Annotated in this window: 13 protein-coding genes and 2 tRNA genes; 10 read left to right on the plus strand and 5 right to left on the minus strand. The window is 32.6% G+C overall.

The annotated features are described in order from the left end of the window. Positions 1-30: 30 nt before the first annotated feature. From thrS to Bho11B_RS03900, 3 genes are all read right to left on the minus strand, one after another. Positions 31-1995 carry a threonine--tRNA ligase gene (gene thrS / locus Bho11B_RS03890; RefSeq protein WP_078673712.1) on the minus strand — a complete coding sequence of 655 codons (1965 nt, stop codon included), beginning with the start codon at positions 1993-1995 and terminating at the stop codon, positions 31-33. A gap of 130 nt (positions 1996-2125) precedes the next feature. Next, positions 2126-2470 carry a membrane protein insertion efficiency factor YidD gene (yidD, locus tag Bho11B_RS03895; RefSeq protein ID WP_035005923.1) on the minus strand — a complete coding sequence of 115 codons (345 nt, stop codon included), beginning with the start codon at positions 2468-2470 and terminating at the stop codon, positions 2126-2128. Next, entirely contained in the window at positions 2463-2900 is a 438-nt protein-coding gene (locus Bho11B_RS03900; protein ID WP_035005921.1) for an iron-sulfur cluster assembly scaffold protein, read from the minus strand. Before Bho11B_RS03900 ends, yidD begins: the two co-directional genes overlap by 8 nt. A 121-nt stretch (positions 2901-3021) precedes the next feature. On the opposite strand from Bho11B_RS03900, the gene folE reads away from it, so the two are divergent. From folE to Bho11B_RS03920, 4 genes are all read left to right on the plus strand, one after another. Then, complete coding sequence (folE, locus tag Bho11B_RS03905) at positions 3022-3636, plus strand: GTP cyclohydrolase I FolE (protein ID WP_035005920.1); 615 nt, start codon at positions 3022-3024, stop codon at positions 3634-3636. A gap of 143 nt (positions 3637-3779) precedes the next feature. Next, positions 3780-3864 (plus strand) — tRNA-Leu (locus tag Bho11B_RS03910). A 205-nt stretch (positions 3865-4069) separates the two neighbouring features. After that, the gene (locus Bho11B_RS03915; protein ID WP_371454972.1) at positions 4070-5242 is read left to right on the plus strand and encodes an alpha/beta hydrolase; all 1173 of its coding nucleotides are present in this window, start codon (positions 4070-4072) and stop codon (positions 5240-5242) included. A gap of 140 nt (positions 5243-5382) precedes the next feature. Further along, positions 5383-5874, plus strand: a complete 492-nt coding sequence (locus Bho11B_RS03920) for a hypothetical protein (protein ID WP_078673714.1) — start codon at positions 5383-5385, stop codon at positions 5872-5874. A 637-nt stretch (positions 5875-6511) separates the two neighbouring features. Here Bho11B_RS03920 and Bho11B_RS03925 read toward each other — a convergent pair. Continuing rightward, positions 6512-7294: an N-acetylmuramoyl-L-alanine amidase gene (locus tag Bho11B_RS03925; protein ID WP_078673715.1), complete on the minus strand. Its 783-nt coding sequence runs from the start codon at positions 7292-7294 to the stop codon at positions 6512-6514. 936 nt (positions 7295-8230) lie between these two features. Next, on the minus strand, positions 8231-9772 hold the full coding sequence (gene glpD / locus Bho11B_RS03930) for a glycerol-3-phosphate dehydrogenase (protein WP_078674092.1): 1542 nt from the start codon (positions 9770-9772) through the stop codon (positions 8231-8233). 259 nt (positions 9773-10031) lie between these two features. Between glpD and Bho11B_RS03935 the strand changes: the two genes are divergently transcribed. The 6 genes from Bho11B_RS03935 to cobT all read left to right on the plus strand — a co-directional run bounded on the left by Bho11B_RS03935 (position 10032) and on the right by cobT (position 16167). After that, a complete protein-coding gene (locus tag Bho11B_RS03935; protein ID WP_035005914.1) occupies positions 10032-10901 on the plus strand; it encodes a DsbA family protein in 870 nt (289 codons plus the stop codon). A gap of 218 nt (positions 10902-11119) precedes the next feature. Beyond that, positions 11120-11602 (plus strand): acetyl-CoA carboxylase biotin carboxyl carrier protein, encoded by a 483-nt coding sequence (gene accB / locus Bho11B_RS03940; protein WP_035005912.1) that lies wholly within the window; start codon positions 11120-11122, stop codon positions 11600-11602. 14 nt (positions 11603-11616) lie between these two features. Continuing rightward, on the plus strand, positions 11617-12975 hold the full coding sequence (gene accC / locus Bho11B_RS03945; protein ID WP_078673716.1) for an acetyl-CoA carboxylase biotin carboxylase subunit: 1359 nt from the start codon (positions 11617-11619) through the stop codon (positions 12973-12975). Positions 12976-13128: 153 nt separating this feature from the next. Beyond that, a tRNA-Thr gene (locus Bho11B_RS03950) sits at positions 13129-13201 on the plus strand. 649 nt (positions 13202-13850) lie between these two features. Further along, complete coding sequence (gene dusA / locus Bho11B_RS03960; protein ID WP_078674093.1) at positions 13851-14831, plus strand: tRNA dihydrouridine(20/20a) synthase DusA; 981 nt, start codon at positions 13851-13853, stop codon at positions 14829-14831. A gap of 346 nt (positions 14832-15177) precedes the next feature. After that, positions 15178-16167 carry a nicotinate-nucleotide--dimethylbenzimidazole phosphoribosyltransferase gene (gene cobT, locus Bho11B_RS03965; RefSeq protein WP_078673718.1) on the plus strand — a complete coding sequence of 330 codons (990 nt, stop codon included), beginning with the start codon at positions 15178-15180 and terminating at the stop codon, positions 16165-16167. The last annotated feature ends 405 nt before the right edge of the window (positions 16168-16572 follow it).

Here is a 16572-nt window from a genome sequence, read left to right on the forward strand (position 1 = left end):
GTATTTTTATTTTATGATATTAAGCGTTGATTAACAACGTAAATCTGGTGGTGTTGCTTCATCTAGCAATTGCGCAAATACTTTTTCTATAGGTAAAAAGGTTTGCTCTATACTTCCTAAACGGCGCATATTAACACTATTTGTTTGAGCTTCCTGTTTGCCACATACCAAAATTACAGGAACTTTTTGTAAAGAGTGTTCGCGTATTTTGTAGTTAATTTTCTCGTTGCGGGAATCTAGTTTTACTGAAAGACCAAGAGCTTTGAGTTTTTCTGTTATTTTTTTTGCATATTCATTCGCATCGGACGTAATCGTCGCCACAACAATCTGTTGAGGTGCAAGCCAGAATGGTATGTGACCAGCAAAGTTCTCAATTAATATACCTAGAAAACGCTCCATTGAACCAAAAATAGCTCGGTGGATCATAACAGGTTGGCGTTTTTCTGAATCCTTATCAATGTAAAATGCTCCAAAGCGTTCAGGTAGATTAAAATCTACTTGTGTCGTTCCACATTGCCACTCGCGGCCAATAGCATCTGTTAGTGTATATTCAAATTTGGGTCCATAAAATGCACCTTCACCAGGAAGAATGCTTATTTTAACACATCCTGAAGATTTTTCTTCAATAGTTTTAAGAACAGATGTCATGATATTTTCAGCATGGTCCCATAATTCATCTGAGCCAACACGTTTTTCTGGTCGCGTTGAGAGCTTAAGACTGATTTCTTTAAAACCAAAATCTGCGTAGGTTGATAAAATCAAATCATTGATACTAAGGCATTCATCAGCTAATTGTTCTTCAGTACAAAAAATATGTGCATCATCTTGTGTAAAACTACGTACTCGCATAAGTCCATGTAAAGAACCTGAAGGCTCGTAACGATGAACAAGGCCAAACTCAGCTAGTCTAACGGGTAAATCACGATAGGATTTTAAACCGTGTTTAAAGATCTGTACATGGCCGGGACAATTCATTGGTTTTAGAGCGTAAGTATATTCATCATTCCAGTCATCGGCAGCTGGAATTGTTTTAAACATATTTTCTTTATACCATCCCCAGTGACCTGATATTTCCCAGAGTGACTTATCAAGAACTTGTGGTGCCTGAACTTCAGCATATTTATGATTGTCGAGACGACGACGCATGTAACTGATCAAATTTTGGAACATTTTCCAACCTTTTGGGTGCCAAAAAATCATTCCTGGGCTTTCTTCCTGAAAGTGGAATAAATCCATTTCTCGTCCTAAACGGCGATGATCCCGTTTTTCGGCTTCTTCTAGCATATGAAGATAGGCTTTTAAGTCATTTTCATTAGTAAATGCTGTACCATAAATTCTCGTTAACATAGGATTATTGGCATCACCACGCCAATAAGCGCCTGCAACTTTCATCAATTTAAATGCATTACCAATTTGGCCAGTAGATTGCATATGGGGGCCACGGCAAAGATCAAACCAGTCGCCCTGATAATAGACTTTCAAATCTTGATCATCAGGGATAGCATCAATAAGCTCGACTTTATAGAGTTCATTTTTTTCAGAAAAGATCTTTTTAGCTTTTTCACGAGACCAAATTTCTTTTCTAAAAGGTTTATTGCGTTGAATAATTTCACGCATTTTTTTTTCAATAGTAGTCAGATCATCTAATGTAAAAGGTTGCTTACGTGCAAAATCATAATAAAAACCATTTTCAATAACAGGGCCGATTGTCACTTGTGTTTCCGGAAAAAGCTCTTGTACTGCTTCAGCTAAAACATGCGCGCAATCGTGGCGTATCAATTCAAGTGCGCGTGGATCATCGCGGGTGATGATTTCTACTTGTCCAGATTGTTCTAATGGGTCTGAAAGATCTCTAATAACTCCATTAAGACTATAAGCAACTGCTTTTTTTGCAAGAGACTTAGAAATAGATTCAGCTAATTCTAAACCAGTTGTTTCTGTTTGGTAATCGCGCTTTGAGCCATCAGGAAAAGAAAGAGAAATAGAGCGAGACATAAAGAACCCTTTTAATCCAATTCTGCTAACGAATGCAGATGGTTTCGTGAACATTTAGCAATAATCAATTAAAGCTAATAAGCTGATTTATCAATTCTTTTTTATGCATTATGCGTTAAAAAAGAAAGAATTATTTATTACGTTTAATAGAAATTTTCCAATAGTACCAAGGCTTGTAGGAATTTTCAATAGAGGTTGGTACTGGATCAAAGCCAGTTGTTCCAAAAGGACAACAACGTATAAGACGAAAAAGTCCCATCCATGCGCCTGCCCATAAACCATGGCGCGCAATTGCTTCGTAGGTATATTCTGAACAGGTTGGTCTGTGACGACAATGAATACCTATAAAGCTAGATAGAGTTATTTGGTAAAAACGTATGAGTCCAATACCAAGTAATCGTCCAGGTGTTTTCTGCCAAGGTCCTGTATAGTTTCTTGTGTGTTTTTTATTTGTTTTGACGTGTTGTTTAGCCATTCATTTTTTCTTCAATTTGTTTAATACAATCTATAACTGCATCAAAAGTAAGCATTACCGATGCATGACGTGTTTGATAGTTTTTAATAGGTTTTAAACAGGCAAATTCCTCAAATGGAGGTGAAGGGGGAGGGCCATCCTTTATTAACATATGCTGAATAATTTCATATAATATTTTAAGATCTTGCGTTTTTTGACCAATGATATGATTTGCGAGAATAGAAGATGAAGCTTGTCCAAGTACACATGCGCATATCTCATGAGAAAAATCTATGATGGTGCTATTTTCTACTTTTAGGTCTACGGTAACAGTCGATCCACAAAAGCGTGCATATTTTTTTGATGTTGCATCTGGATTGTTAAGGCGACCAATTCTGCTTATATGTGCAGCATGTTCAAGTATTTTATTACTATATATGTTGTCAATCATAAGCTATTATCTGACTTTCAAGAGTTATTGCTATTTAAACTTTTAATTCATTTATATAAAGATTATAAAAATACATATGTACATATATATGTCTTACTACGTAATAAGTTGGAGTTTTTAAATGTGTGATATCATAAAAGGAGGAGCAACTAATTCATTTTTCTCTGAGCAAAAAAAGCCTAGTGTTGAAGAAGTGGAAATGGCAATTCACACATTACTGTTATGGATAGGAGAAAATCCAAATCGAGAAGGGCTATTAGATACTCCAAGTCGTGTTGCTAAAGCATATCGTGAACTTTTTAGTGGTTATAACGAATCAGTTAAAGAAATTTTGGCTACAGTTTTTGAAGAAGTCTCAGGATATAGTGAACCAGTTATATTGAAGAATATCTCTTTTTATTCACATTGTGAACACCATATGCTTCCAATTATTGGTAAAGCTCATGTTGCTTATCTTCCTGATAAAAAAGTTGTTGGGCTTTCAAAAATTGCGCGTATTGTAGATGTTTTTTCTCGTCGTTTACAAACACAAGAAACCATGACAGCTCAAATAGTTGATGCTTTAAAGACACATCTAAAGCCTCGTGGTATTGCTGTAGTGATTGAGGCTGAACATATGTGCATGGGTATGAGAGGAATACGAAAGCAAGGTGCTACGACTATTACAACAAGTTTTCATGGGTATTATCAAACTAATCAAATGGCACAAGATAGTTTTATGTCATTGATACGCTAGGTAATATAGAAAATATGCATTTTAAGGATTTGCATTGTTAAATTGAAGTAGTGTAAAATAAATTACGGTGATATAAAAATAAACTTGTACCCTATTGTATGATTTGTTAAATGCGAAGACTGATGTATTTTCTTCTGTCGTGTGCGGTCGTGGCGGAATTGGTAGACGCGCAGCGTTGAGGTCGCTGTGGGGCAACTCGTGGAAGTTCGAGTCTTCTCGACCGCACCATTTATATTTTTTATGATTGGTATTTAAAGTAAGATAAAAGCTGTAATAGTAGGCATTCAATGCTTGTTTGCACATTTTAAAAATGTTTTATATAATAATTCCCTTTTTGCAGGTTATTAGAAACTGTATCTTATGTTATCATTATAGGTACGAAATATGAGTTCTTGTTTATCTGATAAGATTAGGTAGTGTTGCAGTGAGAAGTATGTTACTGTTGAGGCATTTAGTTCTTTTTATTTGTGCTATTTTGTTGGTTGCATGCGGTAGCTCGCGTGCTGTCCTTTGGCATGGAATACATGCGACACCGTCTATGGTTGCTACACAGCGAAAGGTTGAAGGGCAAATTCTTCCGAAAGCTATTATCCCAGTGTACGTTGCTACAAGTCGTATGATGCAGGATAATTATTCTCAACCTTATGGAGCAGAACGATCAAATACAGTACATTACAATCGTGTTGATGTAGGAATTCCTCAACAACATGTGAAAGGTATGGTTGAAACAAATGCCTATAAGCCTAGTCATGATAAATATTTTGCAGCAGTCGCTTTGCAAAAATATGATAATAAAGAACAGTTTAAACAGCAATTAAATGTTGCGTTAGCAAAAAAAGCAAAAGGAAAAAAAGAAATTTTCCTTTTTATCCATGGTTACAATAACAATTTTGCGGATGGCACATTCCGTACTGCTCAATTTGCTTACGATTATTCCTTGAATGTTGTTAATGTGCACTATTCATGGCCTTCGGCTGGTGCAATACCTCTTTATATTTATGATCGTGATAGCGCTAATTTTGCGCGTGATGGACTGATAGAACTTTTGATTACTATCAGTGAAACAGATGCTGAGAAGATTTCAATTATAGCTCACTCTATGGGTAATTTCGTTACGATGGAAGCATTTAGAACTCTAGCGTTACAAGGAAAATATAAAATAATTCAACGTAATACGAGTTTTTTAATGGCAGCACCTGATATTGACCTTGATGTATTTGAGCGTCAACTTAATGATATTAAAATATTACCTCAGCCAACAGCCATTTTGGTATCTCGTAAGGATAAAGCTCTTGCTGTTTCAAGTCGTCTTACAGGTGGACATCCTCGTGTAGGAGATGGTTCAAATATTGAAATATTGCGGAAGAATGGAATAGCTATTCTTGATTTATCTAATGTTGATGGTGGGACGCATAATGTATTTGCATCTTCTCCAACATTAATGGCTCTATCTCGAGAAGGATCTTTAGCTTCAACAATTATGCAAGAAACAGAATTATCACCTAGTGAGGCGATTCTTGCTGGTGGTAACAATATTTTAAAGAAAACAGCAAGTTTTATTCTTTATACGCCTATACGCCTCGTATCTCCATTAACTAATTATTAAATATAAAAAATCAAATATAATAATTTAATATTAATAAATTAGAAAAGAGATTTTTTTAGCACTTTTTTTAGAATAACTCTATAGGATTTGAAATGAATAGTGGAATAAATGTATACAACTAATCATTAGGTAGAGTTATAATGGTTCAACGAAAATACTATACTAAAACACTTACATTAGTTGATTATTTATCTTATTCTGCTGTTAGACTATTAAATATTTATGCTATGCTTTTGAAAATAAAAAAAGCTAATATAAATGGAGCACCGGATTTATTGCATAAAATTGATTCCACTAAACAGCAGTTAGATGAAATAAGTTATGCTCTTGTTTTAGAATATCGCAAACGTCAAGAAAACGAGCATTTTTTAAAACAAATTTTAATGTCAATTTCCGATCAAATTTTTTCACTTAATAATGGTTTTAAAGAAACTAGTCGCCTTTTATTTCAAGAAATACGAACGATTCAATCACAAATTCAGTATTTTTATGAAGGTGCAGAAAAACAAAATTCATTAACTGATAATCAGGAGATATCTTATTCTTCATCCAAAATTGATGATATTATTCAACGATTACAAAAAGCACGGCAGAATCTTGCTTTTGAGAGTCCGCATCTCTTTGAAAAATAATAATGCAGTTCAAAATACAAGCTAAAATTATGGTAATTTATAAATTTTATAAGTGGATTAAATTAGATAACATCACTAAAAAAAGAGACATAGATTTTCTGTACTTATTGTTAAATAATTTCATAAAAAAGAAAGAACATTTCATTTAACAAAAATAAGTATTAGGAGTTGATATTGTCGAAAAAATAATTCTAAAAAGATATTATTACCTTCTATTATATTTAAAGGTATTTTAATTTGATTCTTTAATTATAAAAATTTGAGGAAAAATTTATTGGATCCTAGACGAAATCATTAATATGGCTAAAAGTCTAATTTAGGATTGATTATGAAATCCAACTAAAATTTATATATTGGCTATTTTATATATTTAAAAGCTAAAAATATATTCAGTTTTTCTCTTTCTTTAAAATTCGCTTTAAGGCTAAATGAAATTCTTTATAATCATAAAGGATAAAAGGATTAGAAAAAAGCTTTTATCTATTCCTTTTATTTATTCTAAATTAGCAATATAAATAAGTTGTGATACTCATAAAAATATTAAAGTATATCACTTTAATCATTAAAGCTAATAATTCTATGAAGGCAAAAAATCTTCTGTAACAATCACATATATTTTAATTTAAACTAAGCTAAATTATTTTGATGGGAAATATTTTTCTACCAATGCGTAAATAATTGCTGCGGTCTCAATATCCAAAAGTCCATTATAGTTTTCTTGACGAAAATGGAGCTGAAACGCCATAATCAAATTTTTATACCCACTTTCAGTATTTGCACCTGAAGTATCGTATCCATACTTTTTCAGTTTAGCTACAACTTCTTCTTTTGCTTTTGCGAAAAATGAAGGATCTCTAGTAAACTCTTCTTGATAAAAATCTTTTTGTACGGCATCGTACCACGCTCCTATACCTGAATCATAAAGTTTTTTCCACGGAAAAGCTGCACCTGGATCCATTTTTCTCCCAGGAGCAATATCACTATGGCCAACAACATTAGTTGGTGAAATATCTGGATAACGTTGAAGAATGTTAAATGCAAGTTCTTTAATTGCATCAATTTGCTTTGGATGAAAAGGCGGGAATGTAAACTTCCCGTTGTTATCGGTTGCTAGATTAACTGTTTCAATTCCAATAGCTGTATCATTTAAATTATTACGTCCAGCCCATGAACTAATGCCAGCATGCCAGGCTCGCTCATTTTCATCAACCAAATTAAAAATGCGCATATCTTTAAAACCTGCATCAATGTATGTCTGTTCTGAAGGATCAGGAACAAGATAATGGGCGCTGACTGAAGGTCCTGTGAGAGTTATGACAGATGATTTAAAGTTGGCTGCAGTGTAATGCATTACTAGAAAGCGAACCCGACGATTAAAACCATTTACGGTACGATAGCTATTATAATCGATTTTATGCATAATACCCCCCCTTTATTTAATTTTTAATTATAGTATAACGATATTATATATTATTACAATAATTAATTTTATTTATTATAAAAAATAATAACTAAGACATATTATCTAATTAATAGAAAAAAGAAGAATACGATAGAAGTAATTTAATAATTATTTTTTAAAATATACCTATAATTGTCCAATATAATTATTAAAAATAAATCTTTTTTATTGCTATTATATACATTAAAAATCCATATGATAATATAGTTCATATTCATTTTGAGATCTAGAAAGTTCAGTTATTCTCTTTAGCAATATGTGTTTTAATTAGGAGGAGATCAAAAATAAGAATATTTATGGTACTGATATTGTTTGTATTTGATTTGGGAGTTATCTATAGAAGTCAACAGGTTGTTCACTTTCGAGATATTTGCGGATTAGGGATATTGGATGTAACAGGAGATATAGCCTTAAACGCTTATACCTTGTTTGTTAACTAACGTAAGGCTTTATAGTGGTTAACATATAAGTATAAGCTAATTTATTGAGACTAAATATTTCTGGTAAATTGCATTGTAATATTTAAGTTATATAAAATTAATAATTATTTTTATTGTAAATTATTACTACATATTATTCTTGATATCGCTTAATAAAACAAGATTTTAGATCATTTCAATAGAATATAAATTTCACTGATACAATAATCACTTCTTTTTCTAAAAGCTTTATAAATACTCTTATCATAAAATTACAAGATATATATAATACTCTAATTTATCAGCAGTTATTTTTACACTAGCTGCTATAAGTACCGTAATGAGAAACGCTATCGAAGTGATCAATGAGATTTGAAATTAGAATAAATTGAATGATACAAGTTATTATAGAAATATTTAATTATAAAAATTTTTTATAAGATCATCAAAATTCAGGTATAAAATTTTATATAATCTAAAGAGAGATATTCTTTAATCCATTTTCTTTTTTACCTTCTATATATTTAGCAAGAGTATCAGTTTCTTGTTTAGTAAAAAAAAGGCCAAGTTTTGAACGGCGCCATAATATGTCTTCACATGTTTTTGCCCATTCTTTTTCCATTAACCATTTCACTTCTATTTCATAAAGCCCATGTCCAAAATATTTCCCTTTATCCACATTCCCATTCGCAAATATTATAAATGTTTCTGAACCATAGGAACGAGCAAGCCTACGGCAAGTAAAAGCATCTAGATCTGGAAGTAAAACAGAAATTCTGTTTTCAATCATATCTAATCTATTATATGGAAAATCGCCTCCAGGAAGAACAGAGTTCAGTGTCCATGGTCCTTTCTTAGGACCAAGCGCTTTTTCAATAAATTTCATTACATCTTCAGCCAATGTGCGATAAGTCGTTATTTTTCCACCATACAGATTAAGAATTTTAGGTGTATTCTCTATTCCTATTTCTTTGAGGACATAATCACGTGTTATTTCTTGAGCCATTGAAGTACCATCATCATAAAGAGGACGAACACCCGAATAAGTCCATATAATGTTTTCACGCAATATCGGTTGTGTGAAATATTCGTTTGCTACTGCGCAAATATAATCGATTTCTTCATCACTAATAGATACATCAGTAGGATTACCTTGATAATCACAATCTGTTGTTCCGATTAATGTAAATTCTTCCTGATATGGAATAGCGAAAATAATACGATTATCGTTATTTTGTAAAATATAAGCGCGATTATGCATATCAAGTTTTGGAATCAAAATATGGGATCCCTTAACAAGCCGCATTGGAGGAAGTTCTGTAGAGTTTAAAACATTTTTTAAAACATGATTAATCCAAGGACCAACCATATTCGCAATATAAGAAGCGGTAACGCAGTATTTTTTATCATTTAATTTATCATGAAGAGTAATAAGCCATTTGCTCCCTTCTATTTTTAAGGATAGAACTTCTGTTCGTACTTTTATATCGGCTCCCCATTTTTCTGCATCTCGCGCATTAGCAATGACCAAGCGAGCATCATCTACTATCGCATCAGAATATTCGAAACCTTTATGATAATTTTTTTTAAGAGAAGTACAAAAATTTTTTGAAAAATTAATCATTTTGGTACGCTGAAATATTTGATTCCAACCGCCAAGATAATCATAAATAAAAAGTCCTAAACGTAATATCCAAGAAGACCGTAATTTTTTATGATAAGGTAGGATAAAGCGCATAGGATGTACAATGTGCGGAGCCATACGCCAAATAATTTCACGTTCTTTCAATGCTTTACGAACTAATCTAAATTCATAGTGTTCAAGATAACGAAGACCACCATGGATAAGCTTTGTTGATGCACTTGATGTACCGGATGCAAGATCATTCATTTCAGCTAAGCCAACATTAAATCCACGACCAGCTGCATCTCTGGCTACTCCGCACCCATTTATTCCACCACCAATAATAAATAGATCATAATGCACCATGGCTTTCATTGTTTTTTCTTTTTTCATATTAAGTTGGCCTACAGGAGTTAATGATGCCAATATTTGAGCGATTAAGGTAAATGCTTTATATCAAATATTTTGATATTTCTTTTAACAAAAAAATACGAAAATATGCATGAAAATATTCTGTTTATCAGATAATAGAGAACAGGTTATCTCCATAATTCGCTAAATTATATATTATAATTTAATTGGTTTGTTGCATAAATATGATACTTTATCATATAAGTTTATAAATACTTAAGCTAAATACAAAGACAGATAAATGATCGATCAAGCTCAACATTTAAAATTACCATTCATGAAAATTTTTTTAATGGCGTTTATTTTGAGCGTTTTTATGTATTTGTTTTTGTCATACGCGCAAACAAAAGAACAAACATCAAACCATCTAACCATAGAAAATCTTAAAATACAACTTTTAGAAGATTCTGATTTTTTGTCGAAGTTTAGCGAAAAAAGCACAAAAAGCATCAGTGATGATTATATTCGACAGATTATAAGAGACTATCTCCTTAATAATCCGGAGATTATGATTGAAATGCAATTTATCCTTCAAGAAAAATTTGAACAACGCCGTCAGCAGGAAGCTCAAAAGCAATCTGAAATCATTAAGTTATTAGAAAAGGAAATTTTTCAATCTCCTCATGATGCTATTTTAGGAAATCCAAATGGAAAAATAGTGCTTGTTGAATTTTTTGATTATAATTGTAGGTATTGTAAACGTTCCTATTCAGATTTAATAAGTCTAATACAAGAATATCCAGATCTACGAATAGTTATCAAAGATTTACCAATTTTAGGGCCTGATTCCGTAGAAACACATATTATTGCTTATGTTTTTAGAAAACTCTTTCCAGAGAAATATTTTCAGTTTCATAAAAAACTCTTAATGAGCCAAGGCCGTGCAAATGAAGCTAAAGCTATAAAAGTAGCAGTTTCTTTAGGAGCCAATGAAAAAGAGCTACGGAATGCAATCCAAAGCTCAAACTTACAGAAATTCTTTCAAGAAAATCTTAAAATCGCTTCTGCCTTGAATATTCTTGGTGCCCCCGCTTATATCATTGGAGATAAAATATTTAGTGGAGCTGTAGAAAAAAGTATTTTGCAAGCAGCAATAGAAGATGCACAATGAACTTCTCTTTTCTCAATGAGATTATTGAGAAATACACCAATATATTGATTCTTTGATTTTTTTGTTAACAGATTTATAAATGTGGATTTGTATTGCAGTTTAATTTAATGACAATGTGAACACAATGATTAGGGGAAACTTCATTAAAATTTAAAAGATATTTAGTCATAAGGATAGTAAGTATTAGAAATTTTATCGGTCAAGGAGTTAGGAATAAAATGGCAATAAAAAAAACAGATACTCAGCAGTGTACTGGGATTGATACAGCAATTATCCGCGACCTTGCTGAAATTTTGAATGATACAAATTTGACCAATATTGAAATTGAACAAGACGGATTTCGCATTTGTGTAGCGCGCCAAAACACTTCTTCTTCTGCACAAACAATTTATGCACCTATGTCTGGCTCTACAGTAGGTCCTTCTTCACTTCCGACAACTGAAGATTCTATAAAAAAAGAAAAATCAAAAAATGAGGTAGTATCTCCAATGGTTGGTACAGCATATCTTGCTCCTGCGCCAGGTGCACAACCTTTTGTAAAAGTAGGGCAAAATGTTTCTAAAGGCCAAACTTTACTGATTATTGAAGCAATGAAAACGATGAATCAAATTTTATCACCGCATTCAGGTACTGTGACTGCTATTTTAGTTACAGATGGTCAGCCAGTTGAATTTGATGAACCACTTATTATAGTGGAATAAAACGAGGGGCAGTCATGATACAAAAAATCCTCATTGCTAATCGAGGAGAAATTGCTCTTCGCATTTTGCGAGCGTGTAAAGAACTTGGAATTAAAACTGTAGCTATTCATTCAACTGCTGATGCTGATGCTATGCATGTTCGGCTTGCTGATGAAAGTGTGTGTATTGGTCCTCCACATTCTCGCGATTCTTATTTAAATATTTATCAAATTATTTCGGCGTGTGAAATTACAGGAGCGGATGCTGTTCATCCAGGTTATGGATTTCTCTCTGAAAATGCAAAGTTTGCAGATGTATTGGAAGCTCATAATATTACATTTATTGGTCCAACAGCAGCACATATTCGTATTATGGGTGATAAAATAGAAGCTAAAAAAACTGCTAAAAGCCTTGGTATTCCTGTTGTCCCAGGTTTTGATAACGCTATAGTTGAAGAAAAAGAAGCTCTGCGCATTGCTAATGAAATTGGCTATCCAGTTATTATTAAGGCTTCTGCAGGTGGTGGTGGACGGGGTATGAAAGTTGCTCATTCTGAGCAAAAACTTTTAGCAGCTTTCAAAACAGCACGTTCAGAAGCTAGTGCTGCTTTTAATGATGATTCAGTTTATATTGAAAAATATCTAGAAAAACCACGTCATATTGAAATTCAGATCATAGGTGATGGAGCTGGTAATGCTATACACTTAGGAGAACGTGATTGTTCACTTCAACGGCGCCACCAAAAAGTATGGGAAGAAGCGCATTCTCCTGTACTTAATGAAGCTGAGCGGAAAAAAATTGGTAATATTGTTGCAAATGCCTGTGCAAAACTTGGATACCGTGGGGCGGGTACCATTGAGTTTCTTTACGAAAATGGTGAATTCTATTTTATCGAGATGAATACACGTTTACAAGTTGAGCATCCTGTAACTGAAGCAATTACAGGTATAGATTTAGTTCATGAACAAATTCATATTGCATCTGGTTTAGGGCTTTCAGTTGCCCAAAAAGATATCCACTTTTCTGGCCATGCTATTGAATGCCGCATTAATGCTGAAGACCCAATTAGTTTTACACCATCTCCAGGACTTATTACCCATTTTCATACACCTGGAGGGCTAGGAGTTCGTGTTGATTCAGGGGCTTATTCAGGCTATCGTATTCCTTCCTATTATGATAGCTTAATCGGAAAACTGATTGTTCATGGTCGTACACGTTTGGAATGTATGATGCGTTTACGGCGTGCTTTAAGTGAGTTTGTGGTTGATGGTATCAAAACTACATTACCTTTATTTTGTGATCTTATTGACAATAAAGATATTGCTAATGGTGATTATGATATTCATTGGTTGGAAAAATATCTTTCTGATAAATCAGTCTCTTTCGATTTATAAGGAGTAAATTTATAAACAATACTTGTTTATCAATATAGGCATATTATAATACACATCCGATTAATTTGGCTTAGATATATCTTTCAATAGTAAATCACATTCATAATTTTTTATTTGCCTTTTTGTAAGTTTATGCTATTTCCAATATAATGTGCCCTTATAGCTCAGTTGGTAGAGCACCTGATTTGTAATCAGGGGGTCGGGAGTTCGAGTCTCTCTGGGGGCACCGTTTTTTGTATTTAACATATTGAAATATAATATTTTTCTTTGGAATGAATGCTAGAATTTTTTTTCCACACTACTTTATTTAATCTATATAGTTTTGATAATATCCTTTGAAGCATTGTGTTAGATATAAAAAGGCTTTTCATCAGCATAATTCTGGTTTTCATTTTGTATTCTATGATTTTACCTACCGTGCCAGTAAGCATATGAAAAAGTGATATTGGTGTGGTGGTGCTCTTTACATATTTTATATAAATAAAATTTTATGCATTATTAGATGTATCAAATTATAGATGTTTTCCAAAAAGTTAGATAGATTCTATTGAAAATAGTATTCTCAATTTTCACTTACAAAATCTTATAAATTAGAGATATTTTAAAATACTATATATTTTATGAAATATGTTGAATCATAACATTGAATTTTACTATTTAAGATATATTAGTTGATTAATGAGAAAAACTAGATATGCGGATATATATAGATTCAAAAATTATTTTAGAAAAAAGATAAATCATCAAATAAGAAGTTATATGTTTTATTTTTTCAGCAATGAGAGAGAATAAAATATCTATATGAGGAGGAGAGGAAGGGGAGGTTATTTGTTTGCTTAATAAGATAATAATAGAGATATATGAATAATATTCCTATGACATTTTATCATTCTCCACCATTAGTAAAATTTGCTGTGGCACCAATGTTGGGTTGGACAGATCGGCATTGCAGATTTTTTTATCGTCTTTTGACGAAAAAGGCGTTGCTTTATACTGAAATGTTCGTAGCTGATACTGTGATTTACGGTATCCGTAAAAAATTATTGGCTTTCAGTGATGAAGAACATCCAATTGCAATACAATTAGGAGGATCAGATCCAAAAAAATTGGCAGAAGCTGCACGTATTGCCGAAGACTTTGGTTATGACGAAATTAACTTAAATGTTGGTTGTCCATCAGATCGTGTTCAGGCAGGTATATTTGGTGCTTGTTTAATGTTGCATCCTGATATTGTAGCGCGAGCTGTAGAAGAGATGAAACGAACTGTTACTATAGCTGTGACTGTTAAATGTCGTATTGGTGTAGATGATCAGGATGAAAAATTGGCTTTAGACTTTTTAGCTGATCGTGTATGGAATGCTGGCTGTGATGCGCTATGGGTACATGCACGCAAAGCGTGGTTAAAAGGATTAAGTCCAAAAGAAAATCGTGATATTCCACCACTTAATTATAAAAGGGTTTATAATTTAAAGCGTAAATATAAAAATAATTTTATTGGATTAAATGGCGGAATAAAATCAATTAGTGAAATTAAAGAGCACTTAAGATCATGTGATGCCGCTATGGTTGGACGACAAGTTTATCATAATCCTATTTGGCTGAACCTTATTGATTCTGAAATATATGGTGAACCGCAGAATAATCTTAGTGATTATGATCTTATTAATGCTATGTGTGATTACACCGCCAAACATATAGCTTCAGGAGGACGTCTTTCTCATATTACACGACATATGATTGGTTTGTTTCAAGGGCGTGATGGTGCACGACGATGGCGACAAATATTATCACATAATGCAACAAAGACGGATGCTAATGTGCGTATTTTAAAAGAAGCTTTTGCTGCTATCAGTTAAGATAATTTGATCAATATTTTAATATTATATAATAAATTAAGTTATAATTTATGAATAATTATTAGAAAATTGCAGTTCTTCAAGAAAGAGATAAAATAAATATCTTAGTTGATCAGAGTTAATCTTTGTTAAAGGTTAAAAAATGTAAAAGTTTACTGCAATAATTGTATACAGCGATATATCAGTTTCATCTTTTAAAAGAGTTTCAACATTTGCTCTCTATCATCCTAGATACTTATTAAGTGGCGCATCTTACATTTGTAATATGAAAAAAAACAATAAATTATTTATATCCTATCTGTAAAAAAGTTCTAATTATATATTGTAGATTCGAAAAGGTATTTTCATGATTGCTAGGCCATTTGATGATTTTCGTGCTTTATTAATAAATTTACCTATTGCTGATGAATTTACAATAACTTTAGCAAAAAAACGGCAGGCACAATTAGTGAAAACAAAGGGTGCACTAGGAAAATTGGAAGATATTGCAGTTTGGTATGCGGGTTGGAGAGGAGAAGAAAAACCAATTATAATGAAGCCTCTAGTTGCTATTTTTTCTGGCAATCATGGGGTTACTGATGAGGGTGTTACACCATTTCCACAATCTATGACACAACAGATAGTACAAAATTTTACAACAGGTTGTGCTGCGATCAATCAGATTTGTGTAGCTTATGATCTTGGATTGAAAATATATGATTTGGCATTAGAATATCCAACAATGAATATTACAAAAGATGCGGCAATGGATGAGCGCAGTGCAGCCGCAACAATGGCATTTGGAATGGAATCAATAGCCGGAGGAACAGATCTCTTATGTGTTGGAGAGATGGGAATAGGCAATACGACTATAGCTTCAGCTTTATGTCTTGCTTTGTTTGGTGGAGAAGCTGAGGAATGGGTCGGATCTGGTATGGGAGCTGTAGGAGAATTTTATCAGCGCAAGGTTATGGCTGTAAAAACAGCAGTCTCTTTACACAAGAACTATTTAAATGATCCTTTTGAAATTATGCGTCGCTTAGGAGGGCGTGAGATTGCTGCTATGGTAGGGGCTATTTTAGCTGCAAGAATGGAAAAAATTCCAGTTATTTTAGATGGGTTTATAGCGACAGCAGCAGCAGCAGTGCTGTATAAAATAAATCCAAGTTCTCTTGATCATACACTTGTTGGGCATGTTTCTTCTGAAACAGCTCATCGTAAACTTTTAGAAAAAATTGGGAAAGAACCACTTTTGGATTTAGACATGTGTCTTGGTGAGGGAACAGGTGCAGCTATAGCAGCTGGTATTGTTAAAGCGGCCGTCTTAGTTCATACGCAAATGGGACCGTCTGAGTAGAAAAACTGAGTATTAAAAAGTAAGAATGTGATCATAAATATTAAACAACTTTAAAAATATAATTTTCTAGAAAATAAAAACTTTATTAAACTATAAAATTCAAGTTTCCTAAAATCGTTCATTTTTTCGCATAATATTTTGATGGTATAATTTTTAAAAATCGATATCTCAGATTACTTTTTTCATTTGAGTTAGTTGATTTGATATTTTTCAGTTTTTAAAAAGGATATCAAGACTGAATTGCAGATTTTATGATATCTAAACTTAGAACGTATCAGTTGGAGTTTTAGTGATTATTAATTATTTCAACATATGCTGAGTATATTAGCTTTACTAGTGGCTATTAATACAATTAGGTAATAATCTTATAGGTTATAAATTTCAAATCTTCTTTTAGTGAATTCA

The sequence above is a fragment of the Bartonella sp. 11B genome, from assembly GCF_002022625.1.
GTDB classification, from domain to species: Bacteria; Pseudomonadota; Alphaproteobacteria; order Rhizobiales; family Rhizobiaceae; genus Bartonella; species Bartonella rochalimae.

Excerpts from the sequence above, each read along its gene's own strand:
- thrS (WP_078673712.1), bottom strand. The coding sequence starts at position 1,995 with ATGTCTCGCTCTATTTCTCTTTCTTTTCCTGATGGCTCAAAGCGCGAT.
- yidD (WP_035005923.1), bottom strand. The coding sequence starts at position 2,470 with ATGGCTAAACAACACGTCAAAACAAATAAAAAACACACAAGAAACTAT.
- Bho11B_RS03900 (WP_035005921.1), bottom strand. The coding sequence starts at position 2,900 with ATGATTGACAACATATATAGTAATAAAATACTTGAACATGCTGCACAT.
- folE (WP_035005920.1), top strand. The coding sequence starts at position 3,022 with ATGTGTGATATCATAAAAGGAGGAGCAACTAATTCATTTTTCTCTGAG.
- Bho11B_RS03915 (WP_371454972.1), top strand. The coding sequence starts at position 4,070 with ATGTTACTGTTGAGGCATTTAGTTCTTTTTATTTGTGCTATTTTGTTG.
- Bho11B_RS03920 (WP_078673714.1), top strand. The coding sequence starts at position 5,383 with ATGGTTCAACGAAAATACTATACTAAAACACTTACATTAGTTGATTAT.
- Bho11B_RS03925 (WP_078673715.1), bottom strand. The coding sequence starts at position 7,294 with ATGCATAAAATCGATTATAATAGCTATCGTACCGTAAATGGTTTTAAT.
- glpD (WP_078674092.1), bottom strand. The coding sequence starts at position 9,772 with ATGAAAAAAGAAAAAACAATGAAAGCCATGGTGCATTATGATCTATTT.
- Bho11B_RS03935 (WP_035005914.1), top strand. The coding sequence starts at position 10,032 with ATGATCGATCAAGCTCAACATTTAAAATTACCATTCATGAAAATTTTT.
- accB (WP_035005912.1), top strand. The coding sequence starts at position 11,120 with ATGGCAATAAAAAAAACAGATACTCAGCAGTGTACTGGGATTGATACA.
- accC (WP_078673716.1), top strand. The coding sequence starts at position 11,617 with ATGATACAAAAAATCCTCATTGCTAATCGAGGAGAAATTGCTCTTCGC.
- dusA (WP_078674093.1), top strand. The coding sequence starts at position 13,851 with ATGACATTTTATCATTCTCCACCATTAGTAAAATTTGCTGTGGCACCA.
- cobT (WP_078673718.1), top strand. The coding sequence starts at position 15,178 with ATGATTGCTAGGCCATTTGATGATTTTCGTGCTTTATTAATAAATTTA.